The following is a 24,792-nucleotide window of genomic DNA, read 5'->3' as shown; positions in this document are numbered from 1 at the left end:
AATACTTTTTTGTGACACGTAGGTTTGTTTTCTGTTAGAGGTACCTCTAAATGATTTTAGACGTACCTCTAAACAGATTTAGACGTACCTCTAAATTGTTTTAGACGTACCTCTAACAAAAAACGGATCTACGTTTAACAAAAAAACGCGGCAAAAGGTACAAATAAACCGACGGGACGTTCCGGTTTTTGTTTGGATTCGTTCACGAAATAGAAGGGCGATTTTGGAGTTTACATATCGAAAAAGAATGAATGAATAGGTTCATTTTTTTCTATTTGACAGATCAAACAATCGCCTTTTTTCGTATGTTTGCTAACAATAGATCGTAAACCTTTCAAATCTGACACAATATGAAGACTGATTTATTACGTTATCTGACTATAGGGACAAGTGATGAAGATTGGGGCATTGTGGTTTCAACAGTCGGTTATCAGTTTATTCCTCCACAGGGGCAATATCCGTTATCCAAACACCCTGACAGCCATAACTTCAAACCTCAGAATGGTCGTATTCTGAAGGAGTATCAGTTGGTCTATATAACTAAAGGGAGCGGATATTTTTCATCGCAGTCGTGTAAAATGCAGAAAGTTGAAGCTGGTACAATGATTTTGCTCTTTCCGGATGAGTGGCATAGTTATTATCCGGATACAAATACAGGGTGGGACGAGTATTGGGTTGGATTCAGAGGCCCTCATATCGACCGACGTGTAGAGCGGAGTTTTTTTACGAAAGAGGAACCGTTACATCATATTGGGTTGAGTGCGACTATTGTCGGCTTATACAATGATATTATTAAGTTCTCTGCAGAGGAGAAGTCGGGTTATCAGCAGATGATTTCCAGTATTGTTCTTCATATACTTGGAACGGTTTATTACAAAAAGAGAAACCAATCGTTTACGAATACGTATGTTGTCGATAAAATCAATGAGGCGCGTATTTTGATGAAAGAGTATGTAGAAAATCCGCTATCTCCTGAAGAGATAGCCGCTAAGCTGGGACTTGGTTATTCTTGGTTCCGGCGGATGTTTAAAGAGTATACGGGGGTATCGCCAGCACAATATCAACATCAACAACGGCTGTTAAAAGCGAAAGAGTTATTGACCGGTTCTGCGATGAATATCTCTGAAATTGCATACTGTCTGCGTTTTGAAAATGCGGGACAGTTTTCTACTTTTTTTAAGAAGAAAGAAGGTATCACGCCTTCGGAGTTCCGGGAAAGGGCGCATTAAAACGGGGAACTTATTATATATGTATTGCTACCGATTATCTTAGTAATTCGGCGGCTCGTTCCATGTTTTTAATTACAGGCACAGAAAACGGGCATTTGTCTTCACAATTTCCACAGGCGATACAATCGCTTCCACTGACTGATAATGAGTTGTAATGCTGAAGGATGCTTGGGGGTATTTTATCAGTATCCAACAGGGCGATATCCAGGTATTTATTCACCAGGGCGATGTCGATATTTACAGGACACGGCTGGCAGTGGTTGCAATAGACACATTTTCCGCTGAGTGCTCCCTGATAGTCACTGATAATATCCATATAGTCGCGTTCTTCAGCTGTAGCATTCAGATAACTGACGGCTTCTTCTACTTGTTGGGCTGACTGACATCCGATCATTGTACTTACAACTGCCGGGCGCGTCAGGGCATAATGGATACACTGGGCTGGTGTCATGGCTTTTTTGAACGGCGAATGTTCTGCCGACAACAGCCTTCCTCCTCCAAAGGTCTTCATCACAGTGATGGCAATATGTTGTTGTTCGCAATATTTATAGAGTTCATTACGCAGAGGGTCGATCGTCACATATTGCTGTTTTTCCAACTCTTCCATCGTATCCAATACATCTTTTTCAGGAGGGGTCATGTCAAATGCGGGATTGATACTGAACATCATGAGGTCTACAACGCCTGTTTCCAGGACTTTACGTGCAACTCTCGGGTTGTGCGAACTGGTTCCTATGGCGCGTATAATTCCTTTTTCTTTTAATTCAAGTGCATAATCGATAATACCATTGGCTTGAATTTGTTCAAACGCTTCATCTGAATCCATAAAGAATAACATACCTACATCGATATAATCTGTTCCGAGATTCTTCATCAACCTTTCGAAATATGCTTTGCAGATGTTTAAATCGCGACTCATATCGTACTTTTCGTTTAAATCGACCGAACCGATATGTCCTTGTATAATGACATCTTTTCGTCTGTTGCCAAGTGCTTTTCCTATATTTTGACGGACTTCTTCACCAGGCATAAACAGGTCGATGATGTTTATCTGTTGCTCTAAGGCTGCGTGTACGGTTTCCTCTACTACGCTGTATGGCTGTCCATCCAGATGTTCTGCTCCTAATCCAATAATACTGGCTGAGATGCTGGTATGTCCAATTTTACGATATTCCATTTGTATCTGATTATGTGGCAAAGGTAATTCAAAAGAATAAGAAAGAGTTCGCTGAGAGGTTCATTTTGCTTTGCTGAAAAGTCTTTCTTCCTTGATTTTAACATAAAAAGACCTTTATGTTCAATTTAATAACTACCTTTGCTGCCGAAGACAATCAAGTTTTATTCTGATCTTTCTCTCCTTAGTAGTGCTCCGGCATTAATCCCGGATAAATTCGAGTTGATAACGACCTTTTAGACTTCCTTGTTTTACGATTATAAATTAGAAAATGGGTTGATGTATATCAATTCGAAAGTGTATGACATTTAAAGATTTAAAGATTATAGAGCCTATATTGAAGGCTCTGGATGAAAAAGGGTACCAAAATCCAACCGCTATACAGAGAGAGGCTATCCCACATGTTTTAACAGGACGCGATCTTTTAGGATTGGCGCAGACAGGCACCGGAAAGACTGCGGCTTTTGCTATTCCTATTCTTCAGTTGTTGAATGAAGATAAACGTCCGTCACAGAAACGGCAGATTCGTTCGTTGATATTAACGCCGACGCGTGAGTTGGCGATTCAGATTCATGAATGTTTTCGGCAGTATGGCTCTTATATGGGATTACGCAGTTGTGTGATCTTTGGAGGTGTTAAACAAAAAGCGCAGACAGATGAGTTAAAACAAGGGGTAGATATCTTAATTGCGACTCCGGGGCGTTTGTTGGATTTGATGAGTCAGGGATTTATTTCGTTAGACAGTATCACTCATTTTGTACTTGATGAGGCTGACCGTATGTTGGATATGGGATTTATTCATGATATCAAACGTATCTTACCTAAGTTACCGGTTGAGCGGCAAACATTGTTCTTTTCTGCCACTATGCCGCAAGCGATAACTGCACTTTCTCAGCGTATTCTTCGTCATCCGGTGCGGGTGGAAACGACTCCGGTTTCATCTACTGTGGATACGATCAGTCAATATCTGTATTATGTAGAAAAAGCTGAAAAGAAGAATTTGCTGGTGAATCTGCTCCGAAAAGAGAAAGATCAGGCTGTATTGGTTTTTTCTAAAACGAAACATGGGGCTGATAAACTGGCTCGTGTATTGAATAAAGCGGGTATAGGGAGTGAGGCTATTCATGGGAATAAGTCGCAAAATGCCCGTCAGAATGCATTGGCTAATTTTAAGTCTGGGAAAACACGTGTATTAATAGCGACGGATATAGCTGCTCGTGGTATAGATATTCATAGTCTGGAAGTCGTCATTAATTATGATTTGCCTGATGTGGCGGAGACTTATGTGCATCGTATCGGGCGAACCGGTCGTGCGGGGAACAAAGGGGTAGCCCTAAGTTTTTGTTCACAGGAGGAATACCGTTTGCTTAATGATATACAGAAACTTACGGGTAAAAAACTGAATACGATGGCCGTTCCGGCCTGAGTAAACGAATTTGATCAAATTATTTATAGTAACTAAAAGATTTATACATGGCAAGACCAGCTTCATTTGGTAAAAGAGAGAACGAGAAAAAGAAACAAGAAAAGAAACAAGAGAAATTAAAACGCAAAGAGGATCGTAAAGCGAATGCTTTAAAGGGTGCTCCTATGGAAGAGATGTTTGCTTATGTGGATGAGAATGGGCAACTGACTTCTACACCTCCTGAATTTAAACCGAAAAAGGTCATTGATCCGGAGAGTATTATTATTTCTACGCCTAAAAAGGAGGAGTCGGATGAACCGACAGTATTACATGGACGTGTTGAACGGTTTGTAGAAGAGAAAGGGTATGGTTTTATTAAGGATTTGGCCAGTGGGGTTAATTATTTCTTCCATATCAGTGCTGCTCCGAATGATATTGAGGAGGGTAAGAAGGTCTTTTTTGAGTTGGAGCGTGGCCAACGTGATATGAATGCAGTGAGAGTACGGTACGAGGAATGATCCTCTTCCATTATACAATTATATTTTAATACAGAAAAAATGAACATTTACATTTCTAATTTAAGCTACGGCGTAAGTGATGCCGACTTAAACGATTTATTCAACGAGTATGGTGAAGTTTCTTCAGCCAAAGTAATTATGGATCGTGAAACAGGCAGATCTCGTGGTTTTGGGTTTGTTGAAATGGCTGATGATGCTCAGGCTCAGACAGCGATCAATGAACTGAATAATGCGGAGTATGATGGAAAGACGATCTCGGTGTCAGTGGCACGGGAACGTACTGAACGTCCTCGCTTTAATGACCGCAACAATAACAGAGGCGGGGGTTATAATTCAAGAAGGTATTGATTGGATTTATAGGAAGAAAATCGCCCGGATAAAGTTTTCTTTATCCGGGTTTTTTATTTAAATGCACTTATTTTCCTTTTCTGGTGCAACCGAAAGGAGATTTCATTCGTCTTATTAAGAAAGACTAATTTTAATTGAAATGGATATGGTAAGGAAAGGTGTTTTTTTCTTTTTGCTGACATTGTTATTAAGTGGTGTTCAGGCTCAGGGTTTGAAATATAATGAGAGTCGCACGGTTGGGAGTTTTAACCAGATAGATGTTTGTTGTGGTATTCAGGTATTTATAACGGAGGGTTCTTCGAATAAAATCAGGGTAGAGACCAATGATGAGGAGATGTTGAAACAGATTGTGACTGAGGCGAAAAATAATCGGTTAAAGATTGGTTTTGAGTCGAGTTTTGGTAAAAGACCAAGAAATCTGAAGGTAAATGTTTATATGGAGGCTAAGGGTTTACGGGAGATTGAGGCGAGTTCGGGGTCTGATGTTCAGAGTCAGACGCGATTGATTGCTGATGAGATTGCATTATCGTCGAGTAGTGGTAGTGATATTCGGATTGAACTAGAAGCGAATAAGTTGTCTTGTCGTAGTTCTTCGGGTAGTGATATCAAATTGAGTGGTAAAGCGTTGTTTGCAACGGTTCATGCGAGTAGTGGCAGTGATATTCATATGCGGGATATGGAGGTTGAAAGTGTTGAGGCTTCGGCTTCTTCGGGTAGTGATATTTCATTGTATGTGACGAAGGAGTTGGAAGCTAAGGCAAGTAGTGGTGCTGATATACAGTATAAGGGGAATCCGGGAACTGTAAACAGAAAGGTGAGTAGTGGTGGTTCTGTCAGGCAACAATAATATTAGGCATAAGATTATAAAGGTGATACACATTTTTTGAGCAGTTGTTATACAATTATTAAGTGAAAGGCCAGGGTGTTTTATTCTGGCTTTTCTGTTTTCAGAATGATAGTGAAGATTTTGGCTATTGTTATAGACACTGGTTGAATGGAGTATTACAGATATGATTAATGACGAAAATATACTATTTTATTTCAAATTACATTATTTATTATCAAATAGATATAAAATAAAAGAATATAACTATATTTGCCATAACCCAATACATGGGTTTGTGATGGTGCTCATAGATGGCAAACTTGTATAGATGAAACACGCTATACATATTTAAAATTCCATATGAATTGGGGGTGGGGCACAGATCATGATGGTTGGTATAGTTATGGCACAAATGGTTTTTATGTAGATGGAACAGCCTATAATCAGAATTTACAAATGGTATATGGAATAAATCCTTAAGACAAATAGGTTATAGTTATGAAAAGTAAACTATTGGCATTAATATTATTCATTCTATTTATTAGCTGTAAAGAGGATACTGCTCCAGTTGATCTGGGAGGTGTCAGATATTCCTCTATCGATATCTCTATTTTCGATAAAGAAGGGAATGACCTGTTAGATCCGAAAAACACAAATGCTAATGCGATAAAAAGAATTGCAGTCTATCATGTTATTAACAATGAACTGAAACATGTATATCATTCTGCAAATTCGATTTTTTTTTCTCATGAGTATTACGGAGGAGATAATGATATTGAAACAGATACCTATACGAAACAATATAGTACAACTGTTAAAGGGTATTATAACTTCTTAGAAAAAGAAACATTGACAATTGTTGAATGGAATAATACAGATCGTGATACATTACGCTATGAATGGCGTGAAAGTGATAAAAAATACCGTGAGATTGTTACAAAAGTCTATGTTAATGATGAATTGAAATGGCAGATTTCGGATAAGTCCAGCCGAGTAATCCTTATCAAATAAATATAGAGAACTCACACTCTTGATTGCTTTTTTTAAAAACTAATTCCTACGACGAGAAAAACATCATCATTTTCGGGGGATACGACTGCCTGGGTAAATAAGGGGAGGGAGAATGTGTCTGTTATTCGGATTTCTTTGGTTGCTGTCAGGGAGATGGCGGGAATAGCAAATCCTGTTTTTCCTGTTTTGTTGTACATCCCTGTCCAGGGGGAGATGCCGATAGCTGGTGTAAGTTCAACTCCTAAGAGATTGAAATCATACGTCGCTTCGATGTAGGTAGAGTAGTTTTGATCTCCTTTTTCGTTTTTGTCTCCTCCGGCAAAGAATGTATTCCAACTCAAGGCGAGTGGAAAAGATTCGCCAAAGTGGTAACTGATAACTGCTTCGAAATAGTGATCGGTAGAGTATCGTCCGTATCGGGCTCCTTCTCCCGACCACCAGTAGTCTATCAGTGCGACATTGAATCCTTTGATTTCATATCCTAAAGTCAGGTTGATTTCTTTGCTTCTATGTTCATCTGAGGCGGTGGAGAAATCGGTAGATCCCCAGGCTTCGAGAGAGAGACGATCATAAGTAAATGTTAATGTGGGTTGTATGGATGCTCCTGTTTCATAGCCTCCTCTCCAGACATAACTGCTAACGAGATCTACGGCAGGGGTTATTTCAAATATTTTCTTTTCTTGTGCGAAAAGAGGTGTGGATATGGCTATAATCAGTATACTGGTAATCGTATAACGAGTTATTGTTGTCTTCTTCATTTTCTTTTGATTTGTTTCATCTGTGTTCAGACTGGATTACGGGCGGCAAAGATAATAGATATCGAATAGAAGAGGGTATTCAAAAAGTTAGAAAATGTTTGGATGAGGTTATATGTTATAACTCATTCAAAAATCTGCTGTTCTTTTTGGATACCCTCTTTGTATGGTTTGAATCTGAGAGTTGTCTTTAGATGATTATGGTTCCTGTTGCATCTATTGTCAGATATATTTCTTTGTTTCCTGATTCTAATTCAAAGATGTAATACATCCCTTCGGGCTTTTGCATAGCTTCTATGTCATCTATTTTATAGTTGTTGTATTGTGATTGTTTAAGGGTTTCGAGTACAATGGCCGGCACATCAGCCTGACGAATGTCCCAGGTTGTACTTACCCATTTTTGTTCGCTATTGAAGAGCAGTTCGCGTTCAATGTGTCCGTCCTGGATTTCAAATTCAAAGAAAGTACCTTTTTTATCGATATCCCGGATAACTGCATTGGGATACATTCGTTTGATTTCGTCGATGATTGTACCTGGTATAACAACAGGGATATGTTCTGCATTTGTATGGTCATTGACTTCTTTTATCAAGGTTCCTTCTTCGGAATAATAGAGGTCGTATTCTTCTTTTCCTTGTTCTACTTCAATGACATAGATGAGGGCTGCATTTACGCGTTCAAGTTGATCTACATCATCAATATGCCATGATTGATAGGGGCTTTCGTTAAAGCTTTTTTGTACTTCGGCTGGCAGTTCGTTGAAGGTAAGGTCTGTTTCCGTTAAAAGCCAGCTTCCGTCGTAGTCGAACCATGCTTCTGTTTGATGGGTATTTAAGATGAAGTCTGCGACTTTAAAACCAGCTTTTGTTTCCCACTCTACTCTTTCTGCATTTGGATATTGCAGATTAAAGGCATTTACTACTGTATTTTCCGGTGTAAAGTGATGATCATCATCACAGCTTGTTATTACTGAAAGGGCGGATAGACAGCCTGTTAGAATGAATAGTTTTGTTTTCATACTTTTGATTTTTTATTGTTGTACTTCTTGTTATTTAGTCGTCTATTTCAATGAGTTGTCCTTTTTTATTAAAGGTTAATTCGAGTCCATTATCTAATTTTACACTCCATTCACGGGTTTCTCTTTCGATAGAGGTGATTTGCTTATCACTGAAATTGGTTTTAACATAAGCAGCTATTGTCGCTGGTATGAGTACTGTTGGGATGGGTTGTTTACGCCTATCTATATCTGTCCATTTGCCTGATCGGTTGAATTCGATGTTTGTTCCATCTGTCAGGATCACATCATAGTTTTTAATTCCGATCAGATTTTTTTCAATTTTTATGTGTGAGATTTCTGTCTGGGTAAAATGTGTAGAGATGAATTCCCGACTTTCTATGGGTAGTTCCGACACATCTTGTGTAATCCTGTCATTATCTGCGATTGCGGAGAAAACAGACAGGAATAGGATAATCACGAGTGAACTAATTTTTTTCATATCTTCTTTCTTTAAATTTATGACAAAGAAAGAGGAACTTTTGGGAAAGATTTTGGAATAGTTGTTTACTTAAATGTTAAAATAAACCGATGTTTTCCATTATATGTATATGTAAGGTCTATCTTGTAAATGAGTGCTATTGATTGAATTACGGCTAAACCTAAACCGGTGGAATCGGGTCGATTACTTTGTTTACCGAAACGTTTAAATAGTTTATCCCGGTTTAGTTCGGGGCTATCGCTTGTATTTTCTATACTTAATGAATCTGTTGTTATTTGAATATAAATTTCTCCTTCGGGGATATTATGTATAAATGCGTTTCGAACCAGGTTTTTAATCATTGTTTGTGCTAAAGCGGGATTCATGATACAGCTTAGTGGTTCTTCTTTTATAAAATAGAGTTGTATATTTTTGTTTTCATACATTTCTATAAACTCATTTGTTACTGATTGTACGAGTTGGGTGATGTTGACTTCTTCTTCATCGGGGAACTGTTTGTTTTCAATGCGTGATAACAAGAGTAATGATTTATTCATTTTAGAGATGCCTTGTAGGGTACGATAAATATCTGCGATTTCGGCGAGTTGTTCTTCGGTACAATCCTGATTTTCACTGAGTAATTCTAGTTTATTCATACAGACGGCAATAGGAGTCTGTAATTCATGGGAGGCATTTTCGACAAATTGTTTTTGTTCTTCATAGACTTTTATACCTCGCTCGGTTGCATCTCTAAAGGCTTGATTCAAGATATTAAATTCTTCTATGGATGTCTGATTGACTAATGGTTCTGATGGTTTAGCCGGATGATAACGACGCAACCAATCTAAGATGGTGTATAATGGGATAAAACTTTTTTTGAAGACCGAATGGGTCACCAATAAAATACAGCAAATCAACAAAATATAAAGAATAATTGTTGCCCATAGAACTGTTTCGGTCAGGTCTTCTTTTTCTAATGTGGATATTTCTATTTTGAGTTCATAGTATTTTTCATTGGGAGTCATGAAGCTTGTGCGTAAAACACGAATGGGTTCATGTTCGTTTTCTATTTCAATGTATTTTGTATCATCATAGAATTCATCTTTGCTCAGATTGGCTTGATCTGCCGGTATTTCACGTATATAATAGCTATTCATCAGGCCGATATGGTCTTTCAGGAAGGTGGTGTCGGCTAAAGCTTGTTTGATGATAATCTCTTTATAGTTTTGTAGGGTATCATTTGTTTCATCATTTACTTCATGCAGTACAAGGATGTAAAACACAAATGCCCAGACGGTCATGATGATTAATAGGGGTACAAATAAATTGCGTATGGTGTAATGTATTAGTTTCATTTTAATCTTCACTTATCATTTTATATCCAAATCCATAAACTGCTTTAATTTCAGGGGTAGCACCTGCTGTTTTTAGTTTTTTCCTAAGATTTTTGACTTGACTGTATATAAAATCCAGACTGTCTGCCTGATCGATATAGTCTCCCCAAACAGATTCTGCTAAAGCACTTTTGCTGATCACGCGGTTGGGATTGGTAATAAAGTAATAGAGTAAGTCAAATTCTTTCCGATTGAGTTCTAATTCTTTGTTTTCAATAAAAACGGCATGTCGATCGGGGTAGAGGGTGATATTTGCCAATATAAGGTTCATCTCTCCGTCTTGTTGTTTGCGGCGAACGACAGACTTGATGCGTGCATTTAGTTCTGCCAGATGAAATGGTTTGGTCAGATAATCATCGGCTCCTAAATCTAATCCCGTTATTTTATCTTCGAGTGAATCTTTGGCTGAGATGATAATGACACTTTCTTTTTTATGACATTTTTTTAATTCTTCCAGTATCGATAGTCCGCTGCCACCCGGCAGCATGATATCCAATATGATGCAATCGTAGTCGTAGTCATTGATTTTGAACATGGCTTCTTGGTAATTAGCCACACATTCTACCAGATAACGTTCCTTTTCCAGTGAACGGACAATCACTTCCCGCAAGGCGTCTTCATCTTCTACTACCAGAATCTTCATATATATGTTTTTTATTACGATCGGTTCTTATAAATGCTTAATTTACAAAGGTAAGTAAACATTTTGGCAAAAAACTGGAATTTCTGAATTTGCTTTAAGAGCGTGAATGAGTATCTCGTATTTAAGGGTTATAGTGAAGGCTTTTTTGTCGGATCGTATTGACTGTATTACATGAAGTAAACCACTTTTTGGTTAGACGTACCTCTAAATTGATTTAGAGGTAGGTGTAAATCTGTTTAGAGGTACGTCTAAAATTATTTAGAGGTACCTCTAACAGAAAAGTGTTCGAAATGGCTCCGGAAAGGGGAGTAGATAGTTCTCAAAACTGTGTGTACAAATTAAGAAACAGAGCGAGGAACGATTATAAAACAAGTAAAAGTGAAATAATCTGATGAGTTGTTAAACTAATCCTTTCATATTCAAAGAGTGATTATTTTTCTTAGTTTTGTATGAAGGAAAACAACCAAGAGATAAACATTTATGACAAAAAGGATTGAAGATGTCTCTTTTGAAGAGATTAACGAGATAGAAAAATATGGGAAGCATTATTCTAAAAAGAACTTTTGGGATAAAATATTCCGTATTGCCCGGAAAGTAGGTGCAACAGTACTTCGTCCGGCACTTATTCTTTATTATCTGCTTGAGGATGATAAAGTTCCTTTCAAACATAAAGCCTATATTGTAGGTGCTTTGGGATACTTTATTTTACCTGTCGACCTCATTCCTGAAAGTATTCTGCCTGTTATCGGTTTTACAGATGATATAGCCGTAATGGCATTGGCCTTGAAATTGGTCAATGATAGTGTTACCCCTGAAATCAAAGCTAAGGCGGATCATAAAGTGACCGAAATTTTACAAACAAATAAGGTCTGAAAATAGGCGATAATAAATCTTTTCCTATTTTTGTGGCTTCTTTCAGCAACATTCCCCGACCATATTTTTGATCATTATACCGGAATTGCTTGAAGAATATTTCGTGGTGTGTACGCAAACACTCACCGGAATAACATTTTGATATTAATACTTAAAATGATGAGATCTATTCTACTAAGCTGTCTATTACTTTGTTCTTTATACTCTGCTACAGGGAAAGTGCCGACAACCCATAAAATTCGATTGACTGAGAATTGGGAATACCTGAAAGGTGATCTTGGAGGTATATGGGAGGCTGTACGTCCTGCTAATCCGGGAAATCCGGAAACCGTACCTCTTTGGGAAAAGGTTACACTGCCTCATTGTTTCAATGCAGAAGATGCTGTAGATCCTGATGTCAATTATTATCAGGGGGCGGGATGGTATAAGACATTGTTGGATATAGAGAATCCGTATGCCGACGGTAGAGTTCTACTTGATTTTGAAGGTGCCGGTCAGAAAACGGAAGTATATCTTTATACGACTAAAGTGGGTGAACATATTGGTGGATATGATGAGTGGACGCTTGATATAACAGATGCGGTTGAAGCGTTTAAAAAAGACAAAGGATTAACAGAGCGGTTCGGAGGAAAGATTCCCCTTTCAATTCGTTGTGACAATTCAAGAGATCTGGAGATGATTCCTTCTGATTTATCCGATTTTAATGTTTATGGTGGGCTGTACCGGTATGTCAATCTGGTCTATGTGCCGAAAACATCCTTTCAATACATACAGTTAGATGCCGGATTATCAACAAGTCTGAAAGAGGGGATCTTAACGATTAATGCCTCTTTTCATAATCCGGCGGATATAAAAAAGGCAAACATACAAGTGACTGTTTATGATCCGAATAAAAAAATTGTTTTTAATAAACAGCTTCAGGATATACTTCCGTTAGGAAAACAGTTTATCACTGAAATCTCTATAAAAAATCCGATTTTATGGGATGTAGATAATCCCAACCTCTACACCTGCGAATTAAAACTGGATGTAGAAGGAGAAAGTGTTACCGCAAAAGAATGTTTTGGTTTCCGTCATTTTGAATTCAAAGAGAAAGGGCCGTTTTATCTCAATGGAAAACGATTACTGCTTCGCGGAACACACCGTCATGAAGATCATGCCGGCGTAGGACAAGCAATGACGGAAGCGATGATGAGAACCGAGATTGAAATGATGAAACGGATGGGTGTCAATTTTATCCGCTTGGGGCATTATCAGCAATCGGAAATTATACTCAATTTATGTGATGAGTTAGGCATACTTGTCTGGGAAGAAATACCCTGGTGTCGTGGTGGATTAGGTGGTGAAAGTTATAAAATACAAGCCAGGCGGATGTTAACGAATATGGTCACTCAACATCGTAATCATCCTTCGGTTATCATTTGGGGACTGGGAAATGAAAATGACTGGCCAAATGATTTTAGCTATTTTGAAAAAGATGCTATCCGGGCATTTATGAAAGAGTTGCATGATCTGGCTCATCAATTGGACAATAGCCGGAAAACGGCTATCCGCCGTTGCGAATTTTGCAGCGATATTGTGGATGTCTACTCACCTTCCATCTGGGCCGGTTGGTATCGCGGAGTGTATACCGAATATAAAGATGTATCACATACAGAAATGCAAAAAGTAAATCATTTCCTGCATGTGGAATGGGGTGGTGATAGTCATGCACGGCGACATGCAGAAAATATATTTGAGAACCTTCAGAATATCGTTTCCGGTCAGGGAGCCGATGAACGCGCCGGGGATGCGTCTTTATACGGAGGAGCAGCTCGCGTTTCTAAAGATGGCGACTGGAGTGAATCTTATATCTGTGACCTGATTGACTGGCATCTGAAAGAACAAGAAACAATGCCTTGGCTTACAGGTGCGGCCTATTGGCCTTTTAAAGACTTCTCAACTCCTGTCAGACCGGAAAATCCGGTGCCTTATATGAATCAAAAAGGAGTCATCGAACGGGATTTTACACCTAAAGAGAGTTATTATGTTTTTCAATCTTATTGGACTGAAAAACCAATGATTCACATATACGGACATTCATGGCCTGTCAGGTGGGGAAAGGCCAATGAAAAGAAAATGATGAAAGTATATTCTAATTGTGAAGAGGTGGAGTTGTTTGTTAACGGAGAAAGTTTAGGTAAGCAAAAACGTAACTCACAAGATTTTCCTGCCGCAGGATTGCGCTGGGAATCTGTATTCAAATCAGGCACTAATACGATTAAAGCCATTGGTAAAAAAGGAAAAGAACGGGTGGAAGATGAAATTACATTTGAGTATGAAACAAGAACGTTTGGTTCTCCTACACAACTGACAGCTTCAATCATCGAAGAGACTGATGAATATGTCTGGATAGAAGCTGCATTGATTGATGAAAATGGAGTCGTTAGCCTCACTTCGCGCGATTATATTTATTTTGACTCTGTCGGAGATGGTCATCTGATCATAAACCGGGGAACATCCAGCGGTTCTAAAAAAGTGCAGGCATATAATGGACGTGCCCGTATTAAACTTATAAAAAATAAAGGTAAGAATATTGTTGCTATCAAAGGAGATCGGATAAATAGTATTTTTATTCCGGTTGAATAATATTTTCCTATAAAGAAAAACAGGCGACCTGCGTATCAATGTATCAGGTCGCCTGTTTGTGTTTTGTCTCTTTATCAGATCAATCGATATATGTTTCCATCAATTTGACCGTAGAAAGCGGGAGGATATTTACTTGTTTGGTTTCCGCAGGGATCAGTACAGTCTGCCCTTGATGGACTTCGATAACATTTCCTTTATCATCAGTGATCTTAGCCCCTCCTTCCATACAAATATAGACGACAAAAGAATCCAATGCGACTAAATCACGTTCTATCGGTTTATCCAACTCCAACAGGTTTGTTGTGAAATATTTACAGTGAACTAATTCTACTACAGCATCTTTTTCTGACGAATAATGTGTTCTATAATCATCATACAACGTATAATCGATCGCGTCTTTTGCCAATTCCGTATGCAATTCGCGCTCATTGCCCTGAATATCTTTCCGGTTATAATCATAGATGCGATAAGTCACATTACTTGTCTGCTGAATTTCTGCGATAAAGCAACCTGCCCCTATGGCATGCACACGGCCGGCCGGCAGAAAAAAGACATCACCTGAAGCCACTTCGTAGCGTTTTAAAACATCCATGATTGTGTTGTCTTTGACTCGCTCCACATATTCTTCGGCATTGATCTGTTGCGAAAAACCGGAGTATAAAGTTGCTTTGGGAGTAGCTTTAATCACGTACCACATTTCTGTTTTTCCAAACGAATTATGTCGTTTGCGTGCCAACGTATCATCGGGATGAACCTGAATGGATAGATCATCACGTGCATCGATGAATTTGATCAATAACGGGAATGTTGTTCCAAACCGGCGGATCACTTTCTCTCCAACCAGACTATTTCCGTATATACGAATCAATTCATCTAAAGATTTTCCTTCTAATGCTCCATTCGCTACAATCGAATAGTGATCTTCCACATGAGAGAGTTCCCAACTTTCCCCGATACCTTCCTGTACGGGAGTAATGCCTTTAAACGGGCAAATCGCTGAACCTCCCCAAAGCACACTTTTGAGGATCGGTTTAAATGTCAATGGATATAACATGATTTTTATCTGTAAATTATATTTTTCTCAAAACCAACGCGCTACGGGCTGGTAGGTAGAGTTTCAACCATTCTTTCTTTTCTTGTTTATATAAAGGATCAAAATGGGTAAAATGATGGATACTGTCGTCGGCCAAGCCAAAACCACCAAAACACGGTGCATCCGTATTCAGAACGACTTCGTATTCGCCCATAGGAACAAGGAAGCCATAATCGGTAAACGATTTATCCGGACTGAAGTTAAAGACAAACAACAACTCTTGCCGCATAAACGCTAAGATCTGGTCACCATCATTATCCCATATTTTTTGCACGGGTGTATTTTGAAAACCTTTCACCGCTTTGATCAGGTTTAGCATTTCGCGATCGAAATCACCCAGATAATGGTATTTCAAGTTCAAATTATCGACCAGTTCCCACTGTCGTCGTGCATATTTATACGACCAACCATTCCCCTCACGAGGAAAATCGATCCATTCGGGATGACCGAATTCATTCCCCATAAAGTTAAGGTAACCTCCATTGATGGTGGCAACAGTGACTAACCGGATCATTTTATGTAAAGCCATACCGCGATCCACTAAAAAAGTATGATCATCCACCTGCATATGCCAGTACATATCGGCATCGATCAAACGGAAAATAATCGTCTTATCTCCAACCAATGCCTGATCATGACTTTCTGTATAGCTGATCGTCTTTTCATCGGAACGGCGATTGGTTGTTTCCCACCAGATAGAGGATGGATGCCACTCTTCATCTTTTTTCTCTTTGATCGTTTTTATCCAGTAGTCCGGAATATTCATCGCCATACGATAATCAAACCCATAACCGCCATCTTCTACTTTTGCAGCCAGTCCGGGCATACCACTCACCTCCTCAGCAATAGTAATCGCATTTTTATTGACTTCATGGATCAGTTTATTGGCTAATGTGAGGTAGGCAATAGCGTCTCCATCCTGACGTCCGTTAAAGTAGTCGCTATAATTCATAAAAGCTTCTCCTAACCCATGGCTATAATACAACATAGAGGTGACTCCATCAAAACGGAAACCGTCGAACTTATATTCTTCGAGCCAGAATTTGCAATTTGATAATAAAAAATGGAGCACCTCATTCTTGCCATAATCAAACACCAAAGAGTCCCAAGCTGGATGTTCACGTCGATCACCTGAATGAAAATACTGATCATAGGAACCGTCAAAACGCCCTAATCCCTCTATTTCGTTTTTCACGGCATGGCTATGCACAATATCCATAATCACACTGATACCCATCCCATGCGCTTCATCAATCAGTTGTTTCAGTTCTTCTGGAGTACCAAAACGAGAGGATGCTGCAAAAAAGCTACTGACATGATATCCAAAAGAGCCATAATAGGGATGTTCCTGAATAGCCATAATCTGGATCGCGTTATAACCGTCTTTTTTAATGCGGGGCAGTATATTCTTCCGGAATTCGGTATATGTACCTACCCGTTCTTCATTTGTACTCATTCCGATATGACATTCATAAATCAGTAAAGGAGAAGTATCGGGTATAAAATCATTCTGTTTAAAGACAAAAGGTTGTTTGGGATTCCAAACCTGTGCATTAAAAATATGAGTCTGTGGATCTTGGACTACCCGGCGTATCCAGGCCGGTATACGCTCTCCACTTCCACCTTCCCATTCCACAAGGAGTTTGAATAAATCTTCGTGGTGAAGTTGATGTTCATCCAATTGTATCTCCCATACCCCATTCTCGTGTAACTTCATCCGGTATGTTTCATCTTTTTCCCAACCGTTGAAAGAGCCAATAAGATAAATCGCTGTTGCATGAGGAGCCCATTCGCGGAAAACCCATCCACCGGGTTGTTTATGCAATCCAAAATAAAGATAACCGGAAGCAAAATCCGAGAGTGATTGTTTCCCATTGTTTGTCAGGTTTTGTTCTTTATTCAGGGCATACTCATATCGTCCATCAATGGCTTTTTCATAGGGAGATAGCCAAGGATCATTTTTAATCAGGTTAAGCGAATCCATTATTTTTATATAATTGGTTATCTGACAAAGATAAAAGAAAAAAATATACCCTTTGAGAATAATGAGAATAAAAGGATATTTATTATTTTTGCATCAAACCGCGTAGTAGATGAGTAAAGGGGCAAAAAGTTTGACTTTCTATCTGATGGTGATTATTGTTTTCGGTTCATTGATGTTCTTTATTGCTAAACAAGGAGAACGCCAACAAGTGGACGAAGCAATTTCTGCGACCTACGATGCCCCGACCAATCTGTCGGAAGGATTTGATCTGTTTCAGAAACTGTTGCTCGAACACATTGAATCTCCAATAGGTATCCTCCTGTTACAAATAATCGTCATTCTTATTTTCTGTCGTATTTTTGGATGGTTATTCATGAAAATAGGACAACCGACGGTTTTAGGAGAGATTCTTGCCGGTATTATCCTGGGACCTTCTATTCTGGGAAGTACTTTTCCTGAAATATCTGCCTTTCTTTTCCCCGTCGAATCATTAGGGAATATTACTTTAATCAGTCAATTCGGATTGATTCTTTTTATGTTTGCTATAGGCATGGAATTGGACATTACGGAAGTTCGAAGTAAACTGAAAGAGACAATCCTAATCAGCCATACCAGCACTATTGTTCCTTTCTTTTTCGGTATGTTGGCTGCCTATTTTCTTTACGATACATATGCTGATGAAAGTACGCCTTTTCTCTCTTTTGCATTATTTATCGGTATATCGATGAGTATAACCGCCTTTCCGGTATTAGCGCGTATCATTCAAGAAAAGGGGTTAACCAAAACACATCTCGGAACAATTTCATTAGCCAGCGCTGCCAATGGAGATATCACCGCCTGGTGTTTACTGGCTGTTGTCATAGCCATAGCACAAGCCGGATCGATGTTAAGCGCCATCTTTAATATCCTGTTTTCTGTTGTATATATCGCTTTCATGTTTCTTGCTGTCCGTCCTTTTTTACAAATGGTTGGGAATATTTATCACAATAAAGAAGTGATCGACAAAGGATTAGTCGCCTCTATGTTTCTGATTCTTATCATGTCTGCTTATACCACTGAAGTACTCGGACTACATGCTCTGTTTGGCGCTTTCATTGCCGGAGTAGTCATGCCCGGAGATATTAAATTCCGTAAGATCATGAGCGAAAAAGTGGAAGACGTTTCACTCTCCTTGTTCCTACCTCTATTCTTTGTCTCTACCGGCCTCCGGACTGAGATCGGTCTACTGAATACCCCGGAACTATGGTCGATGTGTGGAATCCTGATCCTTGTCGCTATTGCCGGAAAATTCGGAGGCGCATTGTTCTCTGCCCGTTTTGTCGGCGAGAGTTGGAAAAACAGCCTTTATATTGGCGCACTAATGAATACGAGAGGATTAATGGAGTTAGTGGTACTGACCATCGGTTACGAAATGAAGATACTTCCTCCTCCGATTTTTGTCATGTTAGTCATCATGACATTAATTACCACCTTCATGACAGCACCTCTGATCTCATTCATTAAGTTCTGCTTCCGGACAAGAGATAAGTTGTTGGAACACACAACACATCAACCGGTCGAAAATATCTTCAGGGTTTTACTTTCTTTTGGACGCGCCGGAAACGGTCAGATTATGTTAGATGTTGCCCACCAGATGTTTTCTAAAGGGAAAAATAAAATGGAATTAACGGCACTCCATCTGACTGTAGGGCCGGATGTGAATCCATTACACATTGAAAATTTTGAAGAGATGAGTTTCGGTCCGATCCTGTACGGCGCTCAAAAATTAGGGATCGACATTCAAACACGTTATGAAATATCCAATAATCCGGGACAAGATATCTGCCAAATCGTCAACGAAGAAGGTTTCGATTTTTTACTGGTCGGTGCCGGGATCTCCCACAGTAATCTACCCGGTGACGTTGCCGCCACAAAGTACCATAAGTCGCTATACAATAAGTACCTTAAGAAATTCAAAGCCCCGGAATCGTTATTTTACCCGGGTGATTTGTTGAAAGATAAAACCAAAATGTTTATCGAACAGACAAACGTCCCGGTTGGCGTGTTCATTAACCGTGATTTTGTAAAAGCAAATAGCATTTTGATTATCATTGACTCAGAGGAAGATCTCTACCTATTCCATTATGCACAGACGTTACTGAGATCGACTCAGGGTTTAGCGGCAGTCTTAAACCTGACCAATCATACGACTCCCGGACGATCTGTTGTAGAAGAAAAATCACAAGACTTTATAACCCGTGTACGAAATACGGCTATTTTACGGGAAAAAGAGTTGACCGCTGAGATATTCAATGGTTATAATTTTATGCTTATCGGTTATCATACCTGGAACCGTATATCTGAAAATCATCAAGAGGCATTACAAAATATGCCTTCAACCCTAATTTTAAGTAAATAAGTACATTATGAAAAATCAGCTAATCATTGTTTTGTTGGCTTTAACCTCTGTGTGGTCATGTTTTTCACAAAAGACATTATGGAATGGATCGTCTGTAAACTTTTCGCATGGCAAACTCGAAGTATCTGCCAACGGGCGTTATCTGCAACACAAAGACGGCACACCTTTCTTCTATCTGGCAGATACCGCCTGGGAATTATTCCATCGCTTAAATGAACAGGAAGTAGAAGAATACCTCGAAAACAGACGAGCAAAAGGTTTTACGGTGATCCAGGCTGTTATTCTGGCCGAACTCGATGGGTTAAACACACCCAATAAAAATGGGGATACGCCATTAACAGACAATCGGATAGAGCAACCGAATGAAGCCTATTTTAAATGGGTCGACAAAGTGATCAAAATGGCAGAAACAAAAGGACTGTATATCGGATTACTTCCCACCTGGGGAGATAAAGTAGATAAACAATGGGGCGTTGGTCCGGAAATTTTCACCCCTATAAATGCCGAATGGTATGGAACATGGTTGGGCAAACGCTATAAGAATTTCAAAAATATTATCTGGATCAATGGAGGCGACCGTTTTGGGGGCGATGGCAATTATCCGATCTGGGATGCATTAGGGAAAGCTCTGCGAAAAGCCGATAAAAACCATCTGATCACTTTCCATCCGCAAGGCGAACGCTCATCCAGCGAATGGTTTCATAACTGTGACTGGCTCGATTTCAATATGTCGCAAACAGGCCATTGCCAACGCAACTATGCAGCCTATGAAAAAATTGTACAAAGAGACTATAATCTTATTCCGGTCAAACCGTGTTTGGACGGAGAGCCCCGTTATGAAAACCATCCGATATGCTGGCAGCCCGACTCCTTAGGGTGGTTTGATGATGTGGATGTTCGCCAAGCCATGTACTGGAATCTTTTTACGGGAGCGTTAGGCCATACGTATGGTTGTCATGATATCTGGCAAATGCTGACTCCTGAATTTGAACCGACCGGCCAAGCAAGAGGAAACTGGAAAACATCCATGGACTTACCCGGCGCCTTCGATTTAATCTATGCCCGCCAGCTGATGGAACGTTTTGATTGGACAAGCCGCATACCTGATTTATCGCTAATCGTTTCCGAAAACAGTTCACCTGATCATAAAATAGTTGCTTTACGTGGTAATGGATTTGCATTTGTCTATTTTCCCCATGGAGAAAATGCAACAATCAACCTGGAACCGATCAGCCGTAAAAACAAATTCGCTTTATCCTGGATGAATCCCCGTACAGGAGAATTAAAAGAGGGGGAAGAGGTTATGCGTACAAGTGCCTGTCAAATAACTCCACCATCCTCCGGTCGGGGTAACGACTGGGTTTTAATTATCCGAGAAAACTAAAAAAGTGATCCTAATAGATCTATCCCCCTGTCATAAAGCGATCGATATACCCTTAAGGCGTATCGATCGCTTTTATTTTAAAGACAAAAATTAATGTCGAACCAGCTGGAATTGTTCCGACCGGTACATATCCATATCCCAACGATGCCGGGATAATACTTTCAACCGTTTCTCCTTCTGCACATTCCAAAAGAGTATAGGCCATTCCGGGTATTAATTGTGCTGGTGTACAGGGTATTTCAATCTGCGGTTGAAAAGTTTCACCACTGATCAATTCACCTTGTATGAGCATGGTAAGCCGACTGCTCATCTGCGGTTTTTCCCCATCTCCCTCTTTCTCCATAACCCGATACAAGATTGTATCTTTCCCGACAGGAATCGGTGTATAAACCAAATCTCCGTTCTCATTTTTTTCGGTTTTTCTTCGATAGAGATAGTCTGCATTCTCTTCGAAATAATTCTGTTCCTCCGGAGAGAATTGTTCATCATCATCGTCACAAGCGGTACATACAGCTAAAAACGAACCCAACATCACACAAAAAAACCATAAACGTGTCATCAATATTTGTCTAAATTTCATAATGTGTTATTAAAAGAGTGCAAATATAATAAAAGCTTATTTGAAACAAAAAGTTACAACATAGCGATCACTTTTCTGTTAGAGGTACCTCTAAATTATTTTACACGTACCTCTAAACGAATTTAGACGTACCTCTAAATTGTTTTAGACGTACCTCTAACAGAAAACAGACCTACGTGTTACAGAAAAACAGACAGTATCTTGCAAAAAAACAGTTGGGATACTGCAAAAAACAGTCAACATACCTTTTAAAACTACTTCTGTCATAATTTATAGGATTATTATCATTTTCATAAATTCCGGCATCTGTTAACTCTCTATTTTTGCTCTCCTGAAAAGTGTTCATTTGAATAATACCATGAAAACAAAAAACTTTTTGGCCTTTGATATCGGAGCGACAAGCGGAAGAGCGATCATAGGCACACTAACTGGCTCCACATTTGAAATGCATGAGATCCATCGATTTGAAAACAGCATCATGGAACTTCATGGCAAGTACTATTGGAATATCTATCAATTGTATGATTCGCTACGAGAAAGTCTGCGGATATGTATGCAAAAGAACATACAGGTCGATTCGATTGGGATCGATACCTGGGGGGTAGATTTTGGTTGTATAGCCCAAGACGGTACGCTCTTAGGACTGCCGCGTGCATACAGAGATCCTTATACCGAAGGAGCACCTGAAGCTTTTTTTAAGCTGCTTCCTCGTGAAGAAGTATATCATCTGACAGGGATTCAAATAATGAATTTTAATAGCCTGTTTCAATTATACCGAATGAAACAAGAGCAGTTTGCACCGTTAGAACAGGCAGAAAATATTCTTTTTATACCAGATCTACTATCCTATTTATTAACAGGGGAAAAAGTTTGTGAGTATACCGATGCATCAACCTCACAAATATTGAACCCGATAACCAAACAGTTTGAAGAATTATTGCTTAAAACAGCAGGAATCTCTCCCTCGATAATGCTTCCGCTGGTTATGCCCGGAACAATAGTGGGCGAATTAACAGAAGAGATAGCCAATGAGACTGGTATAGGAAAAATTCCTGTTATTGCTGTTGCAGGGCATGATACAGCATCGGCTGTTGTGGCTGTACCGGCAGTCGATACTCATTTTGCATATTTAAGCAGTGGTACATGGAGTTTGATGGGGATAGAAGTCGAACAACCGATTATCAATGACGCTTCTTTCAACAATAACTTCACCAATGAAGGAGGAATCGAAGGGACTACCCGATTTTTAAAGAATATTACCGGAATGTGGCTTTTAGAACAGTGCCGAAAGGAGTGGGAGAGGGAAGGCCGTTCTTATTCTTACGAAGAGATTGTTCAAAAGGCTGAAAAAGAGAGCACATTTGCATCGATTGTTAATCCGGATGACGACTCTTTCGCCAATCCGCAGCTTATGACTGAGGCGATTGCCGCATATTGTCGACAAACCGGACAAGATACTCCACAGAGTGATGCCGATTTTATTCGTTGTATCTTTTATAGTTTGGCAAACCGCTATAAAGAGGTTTTATCAATGCTCAAAGAGACAGCTCCGTTTGCAGTCGATAAACTACATATAATAGGTGGTGGATCGAATAATGCACTGCTCAATCAATTGACAGCAAATGCGATAGGTATACCCGTTGTGGCAGGGCCATCTGAGGCTACAGCTATTGGAAACTGTATGGTACAGGCCAAAGCTGCCGGCTTGGTTGCCGACCGTTGGGAGATGCGCCGGATTATAGCCTCTTCCTTTGATCTGAAAACATTTTATCCTCAATAATAATAATTCAATAATCATATTATGACAAAAGAAACAGCTATTAAATCAGCTTTTCAGGTAGCATCAGAGAAGTATGCCGCCTTGGGTGTGGACGTGAATAAAGCGATCGACAGTTTACAAAAAATTGCCTTGTCTTTGCATTGCTGGCAGGCAGATGATGTTACCGGTTTTGAAAATCAGGGAGGTACATTAACAGGAGGAATTCAGGTAACGGGTAACTATCCCGGACGCGCACGCAATATCGATGAGTTACGTGCTGATATTCTCAAAGCATCATCGTATATAGCCGGCAACCACCGTTTGAGTTTACATGAGATATATGGTGATTTTCAAGGTAAAGTGGTCGATCGCGATGAGGTAGAACCGGTTCATTTCCAAAGCTGGATGCAATGGGCGAAAGAAAATGGAATGAAACTGGACTTCAACAGTACCTCTTTCTCACATCCTAAAAGTGGTGATCTGACACTGGCTAACCCGGATAATGAGATACGTAACTTCTGGATCGAACATACGAAACGTTGTCGATGGATCAGTGAAGAGATGGGGAAATATCAGGAAGATCCTGCTATGATGAACCTTTGGGTGCATGATGGAAGTAAGGAAGTGCCTGCAAACAGGTTAAAATATCGTCGTTTACTAGAACAGTCCTTAGATGAGATCTTTTCAACCCCATATAATTATATGAAGGATTGTATTGAAGCAAAACTCTTTGGCATAGGTTTGGAGAGTTATACGGTGGGTTCTTATGATTTCTATCTGGGTTATGGTGCTAAGAAAGGTAAAATTGTTACCTTGGATACCGGACATTTCCATTTGACGGAAAGTGTAGCGGATAAAGTTTCTTCTTTATTGCTTTTCACTCCCGAGATTATGTTGCATGTGAGCCGTCCGATCCGTTGGGACAGTGATCATGTGGTCATACTTAATGATGATCTGATGGATCTGGCTCGGGAAATTATCCGTTGTGAAGCATTGGATCGCGTACATATCGGATTGGATTATTTTGATGCCACGATTAATCGTATAGGTGCTTATGTGATTGGATGTCGTGCAACACAAAAGGCTTTCTTACAGGCTTTATTGGAACCGTCTGCACTACTGCAGCAATATGAAGCGGAGGGTAAATATTTTGAACGGTTGGCTATGCAGGAAGAATTAAAGAGTATGCCGTGGAATGCGGTATGGGATATGTTCTGTCTGCAGAATAATGTGCCGGTTGGAGATGATTATATTGCAGGCATCCAACAATATGAAAAAGAAGTAACGAGCAAGCGCAATTAATCATTAACAATTA

21 protein-coding genes are annotated in these 24,792 nt (G+C 39.5%); 12 read left to right on the top strand and 9 right to left on the bottom strand.

Features of this window, described 5'->3' with window-relative positions; translation table 11 throughout:
• Positions 1 to 350 precede the first annotated feature (350 nt).
• Positions 351 to 1,229: an AraC family transcriptional regulator gene (locus M2135_RS12045; protein WP_280748757.1), complete on the top strand. Its 879-nt coding sequence runs from the start codon at positions 351 to 353 to the stop codon at positions 1,227 to 1,229.
• 34 nt (positions 1,230 to 1,263) lie between these two features.
• Here the strand turns inward: M2135_RS12045 and M2135_RS12040 are convergent, their stop codons facing one another.
• Positions 1,264 to 2,406 carry an aldo/keto reductase gene (locus tag M2135_RS12040; RefSeq protein WP_280748756.1) on the bottom strand — a complete coding sequence of 381 codons (1,143 nt, stop codon included), beginning with the start codon at positions 2,404 to 2,406 and terminating at the stop codon, positions 1,264 to 1,266.
• Positions 2,407 to 2,704: 298 nt separating this feature from the next.
• On the opposite strand from M2135_RS12040, the gene M2135_RS12035 reads away from it, so the two are divergent.
• The 5 genes from M2135_RS12035 (at position 2,705) to M2135_RS12015 (ending at position 6,511) form a co-directional block, all read left to right on the top strand.
• Positions 2,705 to 3,829 carry a DEAD/DEAH box helicase gene (locus M2135_RS12035; protein ID WP_280748755.1) on the top strand — a complete coding sequence of 375 codons (1,125 nt, stop codon included), beginning with the start codon at positions 2,705 to 2,707 and terminating at the stop codon, positions 3,827 to 3,829.
• Between the two features lie 47 nt (positions 3,830 to 3,876).
• Positions 3,877 to 4,326, top strand: coding sequence for a cold shock domain-containing protein (locus M2135_RS12030; protein WP_280748754.1), 450 nt, complete (start codon positions 3,877 to 3,879; stop codon positions 4,324 to 4,326).
• Between the two features lie 39 nt (positions 4,327 to 4,365).
• Entirely contained in the window at positions 4,366 to 4,674 is a 309-nt protein-coding gene (locus M2135_RS12025; RefSeq protein WP_280748753.1) for an RNA-binding protein, read from the top strand.
• A gap of 145 nt (positions 4,675 to 4,819) precedes the next feature.
• Positions 4,820 to 5,521 (top strand): head GIN domain-containing protein, encoded by a 702-nt coding sequence (locus M2135_RS12020; protein WP_280748752.1) that lies wholly within the window; start codon positions 4,820 to 4,822, stop codon positions 5,519 to 5,521.
• Between the two features lie 477 nt (positions 5,522 to 5,998).
• On the top strand, positions 5,999 to 6,511 hold the full coding sequence (locus tag M2135_RS12015; RefSeq protein ID WP_280748751.1) for a hypothetical protein: 513 nt from the start codon (positions 5,999 to 6,001) through the stop codon (positions 6,509 to 6,511).
• A gap of 32 nt (positions 6,512 to 6,543) precedes the next feature.
• Here the strand turns inward: M2135_RS12015 and M2135_RS12010 are convergent, their stop codons facing one another.
• The 5 genes from M2135_RS12010 to M2135_RS11990 form a co-directional block, all read right to left on the bottom strand.
• The gene (locus M2135_RS12010) at positions 6,544 to 7,269 is read right to left on the bottom strand and encodes a hypothetical protein (RefSeq protein WP_280748750.1); all 726 of its coding nucleotides are present in this window, start codon (positions 7,267 to 7,269) and stop codon (positions 6,544 to 6,546) included.
• A 187-nt stretch (positions 7,270 to 7,456) separates the two neighbouring features.
• A complete protein-coding gene (locus M2135_RS12005) occupies positions 7,457 to 8,284 on the bottom strand; it encodes a PepSY-like domain-containing protein (protein WP_280748749.1) in 828 nt (275 codons plus the stop codon).
• 34 nt (positions 8,285 to 8,318) lie between these two features.
• Positions 8,319 to 8,762, bottom strand: coding sequence for a PepSY-like domain-containing protein (locus M2135_RS12000; RefSeq protein WP_280748748.1), 444 nt, complete (start codon positions 8,760 to 8,762; stop codon positions 8,319 to 8,321).
• Positions 8,763 to 8,827: 65 nt separating this feature from the next.
• Positions 8,828 to 10,096, bottom strand: coding sequence for a HAMP domain-containing sensor histidine kinase (locus tag M2135_RS11995; protein ID WP_280748747.1), 1,269 nt, complete (start codon positions 10,094 to 10,096; stop codon positions 8,828 to 8,830).
• 1 nt (position 10,097) lies between these two features.
• Positions 10,098 to 10,778, bottom strand: a complete 681-nt coding sequence (locus tag M2135_RS11990) for a response regulator transcription factor (RefSeq protein ID WP_280748746.1) — start codon at positions 10,776 to 10,778, stop codon at positions 10,098 to 10,100.
• Between the two features lie 480 nt (positions 10,779 to 11,258).
• On the opposite strand from M2135_RS11990, the gene M2135_RS11985 reads away from it, so the two are divergent.
• Together M2135_RS11985 and M2135_RS11980 are read left to right on the top strand one after the other, a co-directional pair.
• Complete coding sequence (locus tag M2135_RS11985) at positions 11,259 to 11,651, top strand: YkvA family protein (protein ID WP_280748745.1); 393 nt, start codon at positions 11,259 to 11,261, stop codon at positions 11,649 to 11,651.
• A gap of 159 nt (positions 11,652 to 11,810) precedes the next feature.
• The gene (locus M2135_RS11980) at positions 11,811 to 14,279 is read left to right on the top strand and encodes a glycoside hydrolase family 2 TIM barrel-domain containing protein (protein WP_280748777.1); all 2,469 of its coding nucleotides are present in this window, start codon (positions 11,811 to 11,813) and stop codon (positions 14,277 to 14,279) included.
• Between the two features lie 79 nt (positions 14,280 to 14,358).
• Here M2135_RS11980 and M2135_RS11975 read toward each other — a convergent pair whose 3' ends face one another.
• Positions 14,359 to 15,333, bottom strand: coding sequence for a type I phosphomannose isomerase catalytic subunit (locus tag M2135_RS11975; RefSeq protein ID WP_280748744.1), 975 nt, complete (start codon positions 15,331 to 15,333; stop codon positions 14,359 to 14,361).
• 16 nt (positions 15,334 to 15,349) lie between these two features.
• A complete protein-coding gene (locus tag M2135_RS11970; RefSeq protein WP_280748743.1) occupies positions 15,350 to 17,356 on the bottom strand; it encodes an alpha amylase C-terminal domain-containing protein in 2,007 nt (668 codons plus the stop codon).
• Between the two features lie 109 nt (positions 17,357 to 17,465).
• On the opposite strand from M2135_RS11970, the gene M2135_RS11965 reads away from it, so the two are divergent.
• The gene (locus M2135_RS11965; RefSeq protein WP_280748742.1) at positions 17,466 to 19,754 is read left to right on the top strand and encodes a cation:proton antiporter; all 2,289 of its coding nucleotides are present in this window, start codon (positions 17,466 to 17,468) and stop codon (positions 19,752 to 19,754) included.
• Positions 19,755 to 19,761: 7 nt separating this feature from the next.
• Positions 19,762 to 21,138, top strand: coding sequence for a glycoside hydrolase family 140 protein (locus M2135_RS11960; RefSeq protein WP_280748741.1), 1,377 nt, complete (start codon positions 19,762 to 19,764; stop codon positions 21,136 to 21,138).
• Positions 21,139 to 21,190: 52 nt separating this feature from the next.
• Here M2135_RS11960 and M2135_RS11955 read toward each other — a convergent pair whose 3' ends face one another.
• Complete coding sequence (locus M2135_RS11955) at positions 21,191 to 21,718, bottom strand: FKBP-type peptidyl-prolyl cis-trans isomerase (RefSeq protein WP_280748740.1); 528 nt, start codon at positions 21,716 to 21,718, stop codon at positions 21,191 to 21,193.
• A 358-nt stretch (positions 21,719 to 22,076) separates the two neighbouring features.
• Between M2135_RS11955 and M2135_RS11950 the strand changes: the two genes are divergently transcribed.
• Positions 22,077 to 23,498, top strand: coding sequence for a rhamnulokinase family protein (locus M2135_RS11950; RefSeq protein WP_280748739.1), 1,422 nt, complete (start codon positions 22,077 to 22,079; stop codon positions 23,496 to 23,498).
• Between the two features lie 21 nt (positions 23,499 to 23,519).
• Positions 23,520 to 24,779, top strand: coding sequence for an L-rhamnose isomerase (locus M2135_RS11945; protein WP_280748738.1), 1,260 nt, complete (start codon positions 23,520 to 23,522; stop codon positions 24,777 to 24,779).
• Positions 24,780 to 24,792: the final 13 nt, after the last annotated feature.

The sequence above is a fragment of the Parabacteroides sp. PF5-9 genome (genome assembly GCF_029893105.1).
Taxonomy (GTDB): domain Bacteria; phylum Bacteroidota; class Bacteroidia; order Bacteroidales; family Tannerellaceae; genus JARXWG01.
Note: the sequence above shows the minus strand (reverse complement) of the source record. Positions and strands in the feature narration are given on the sequence as shown.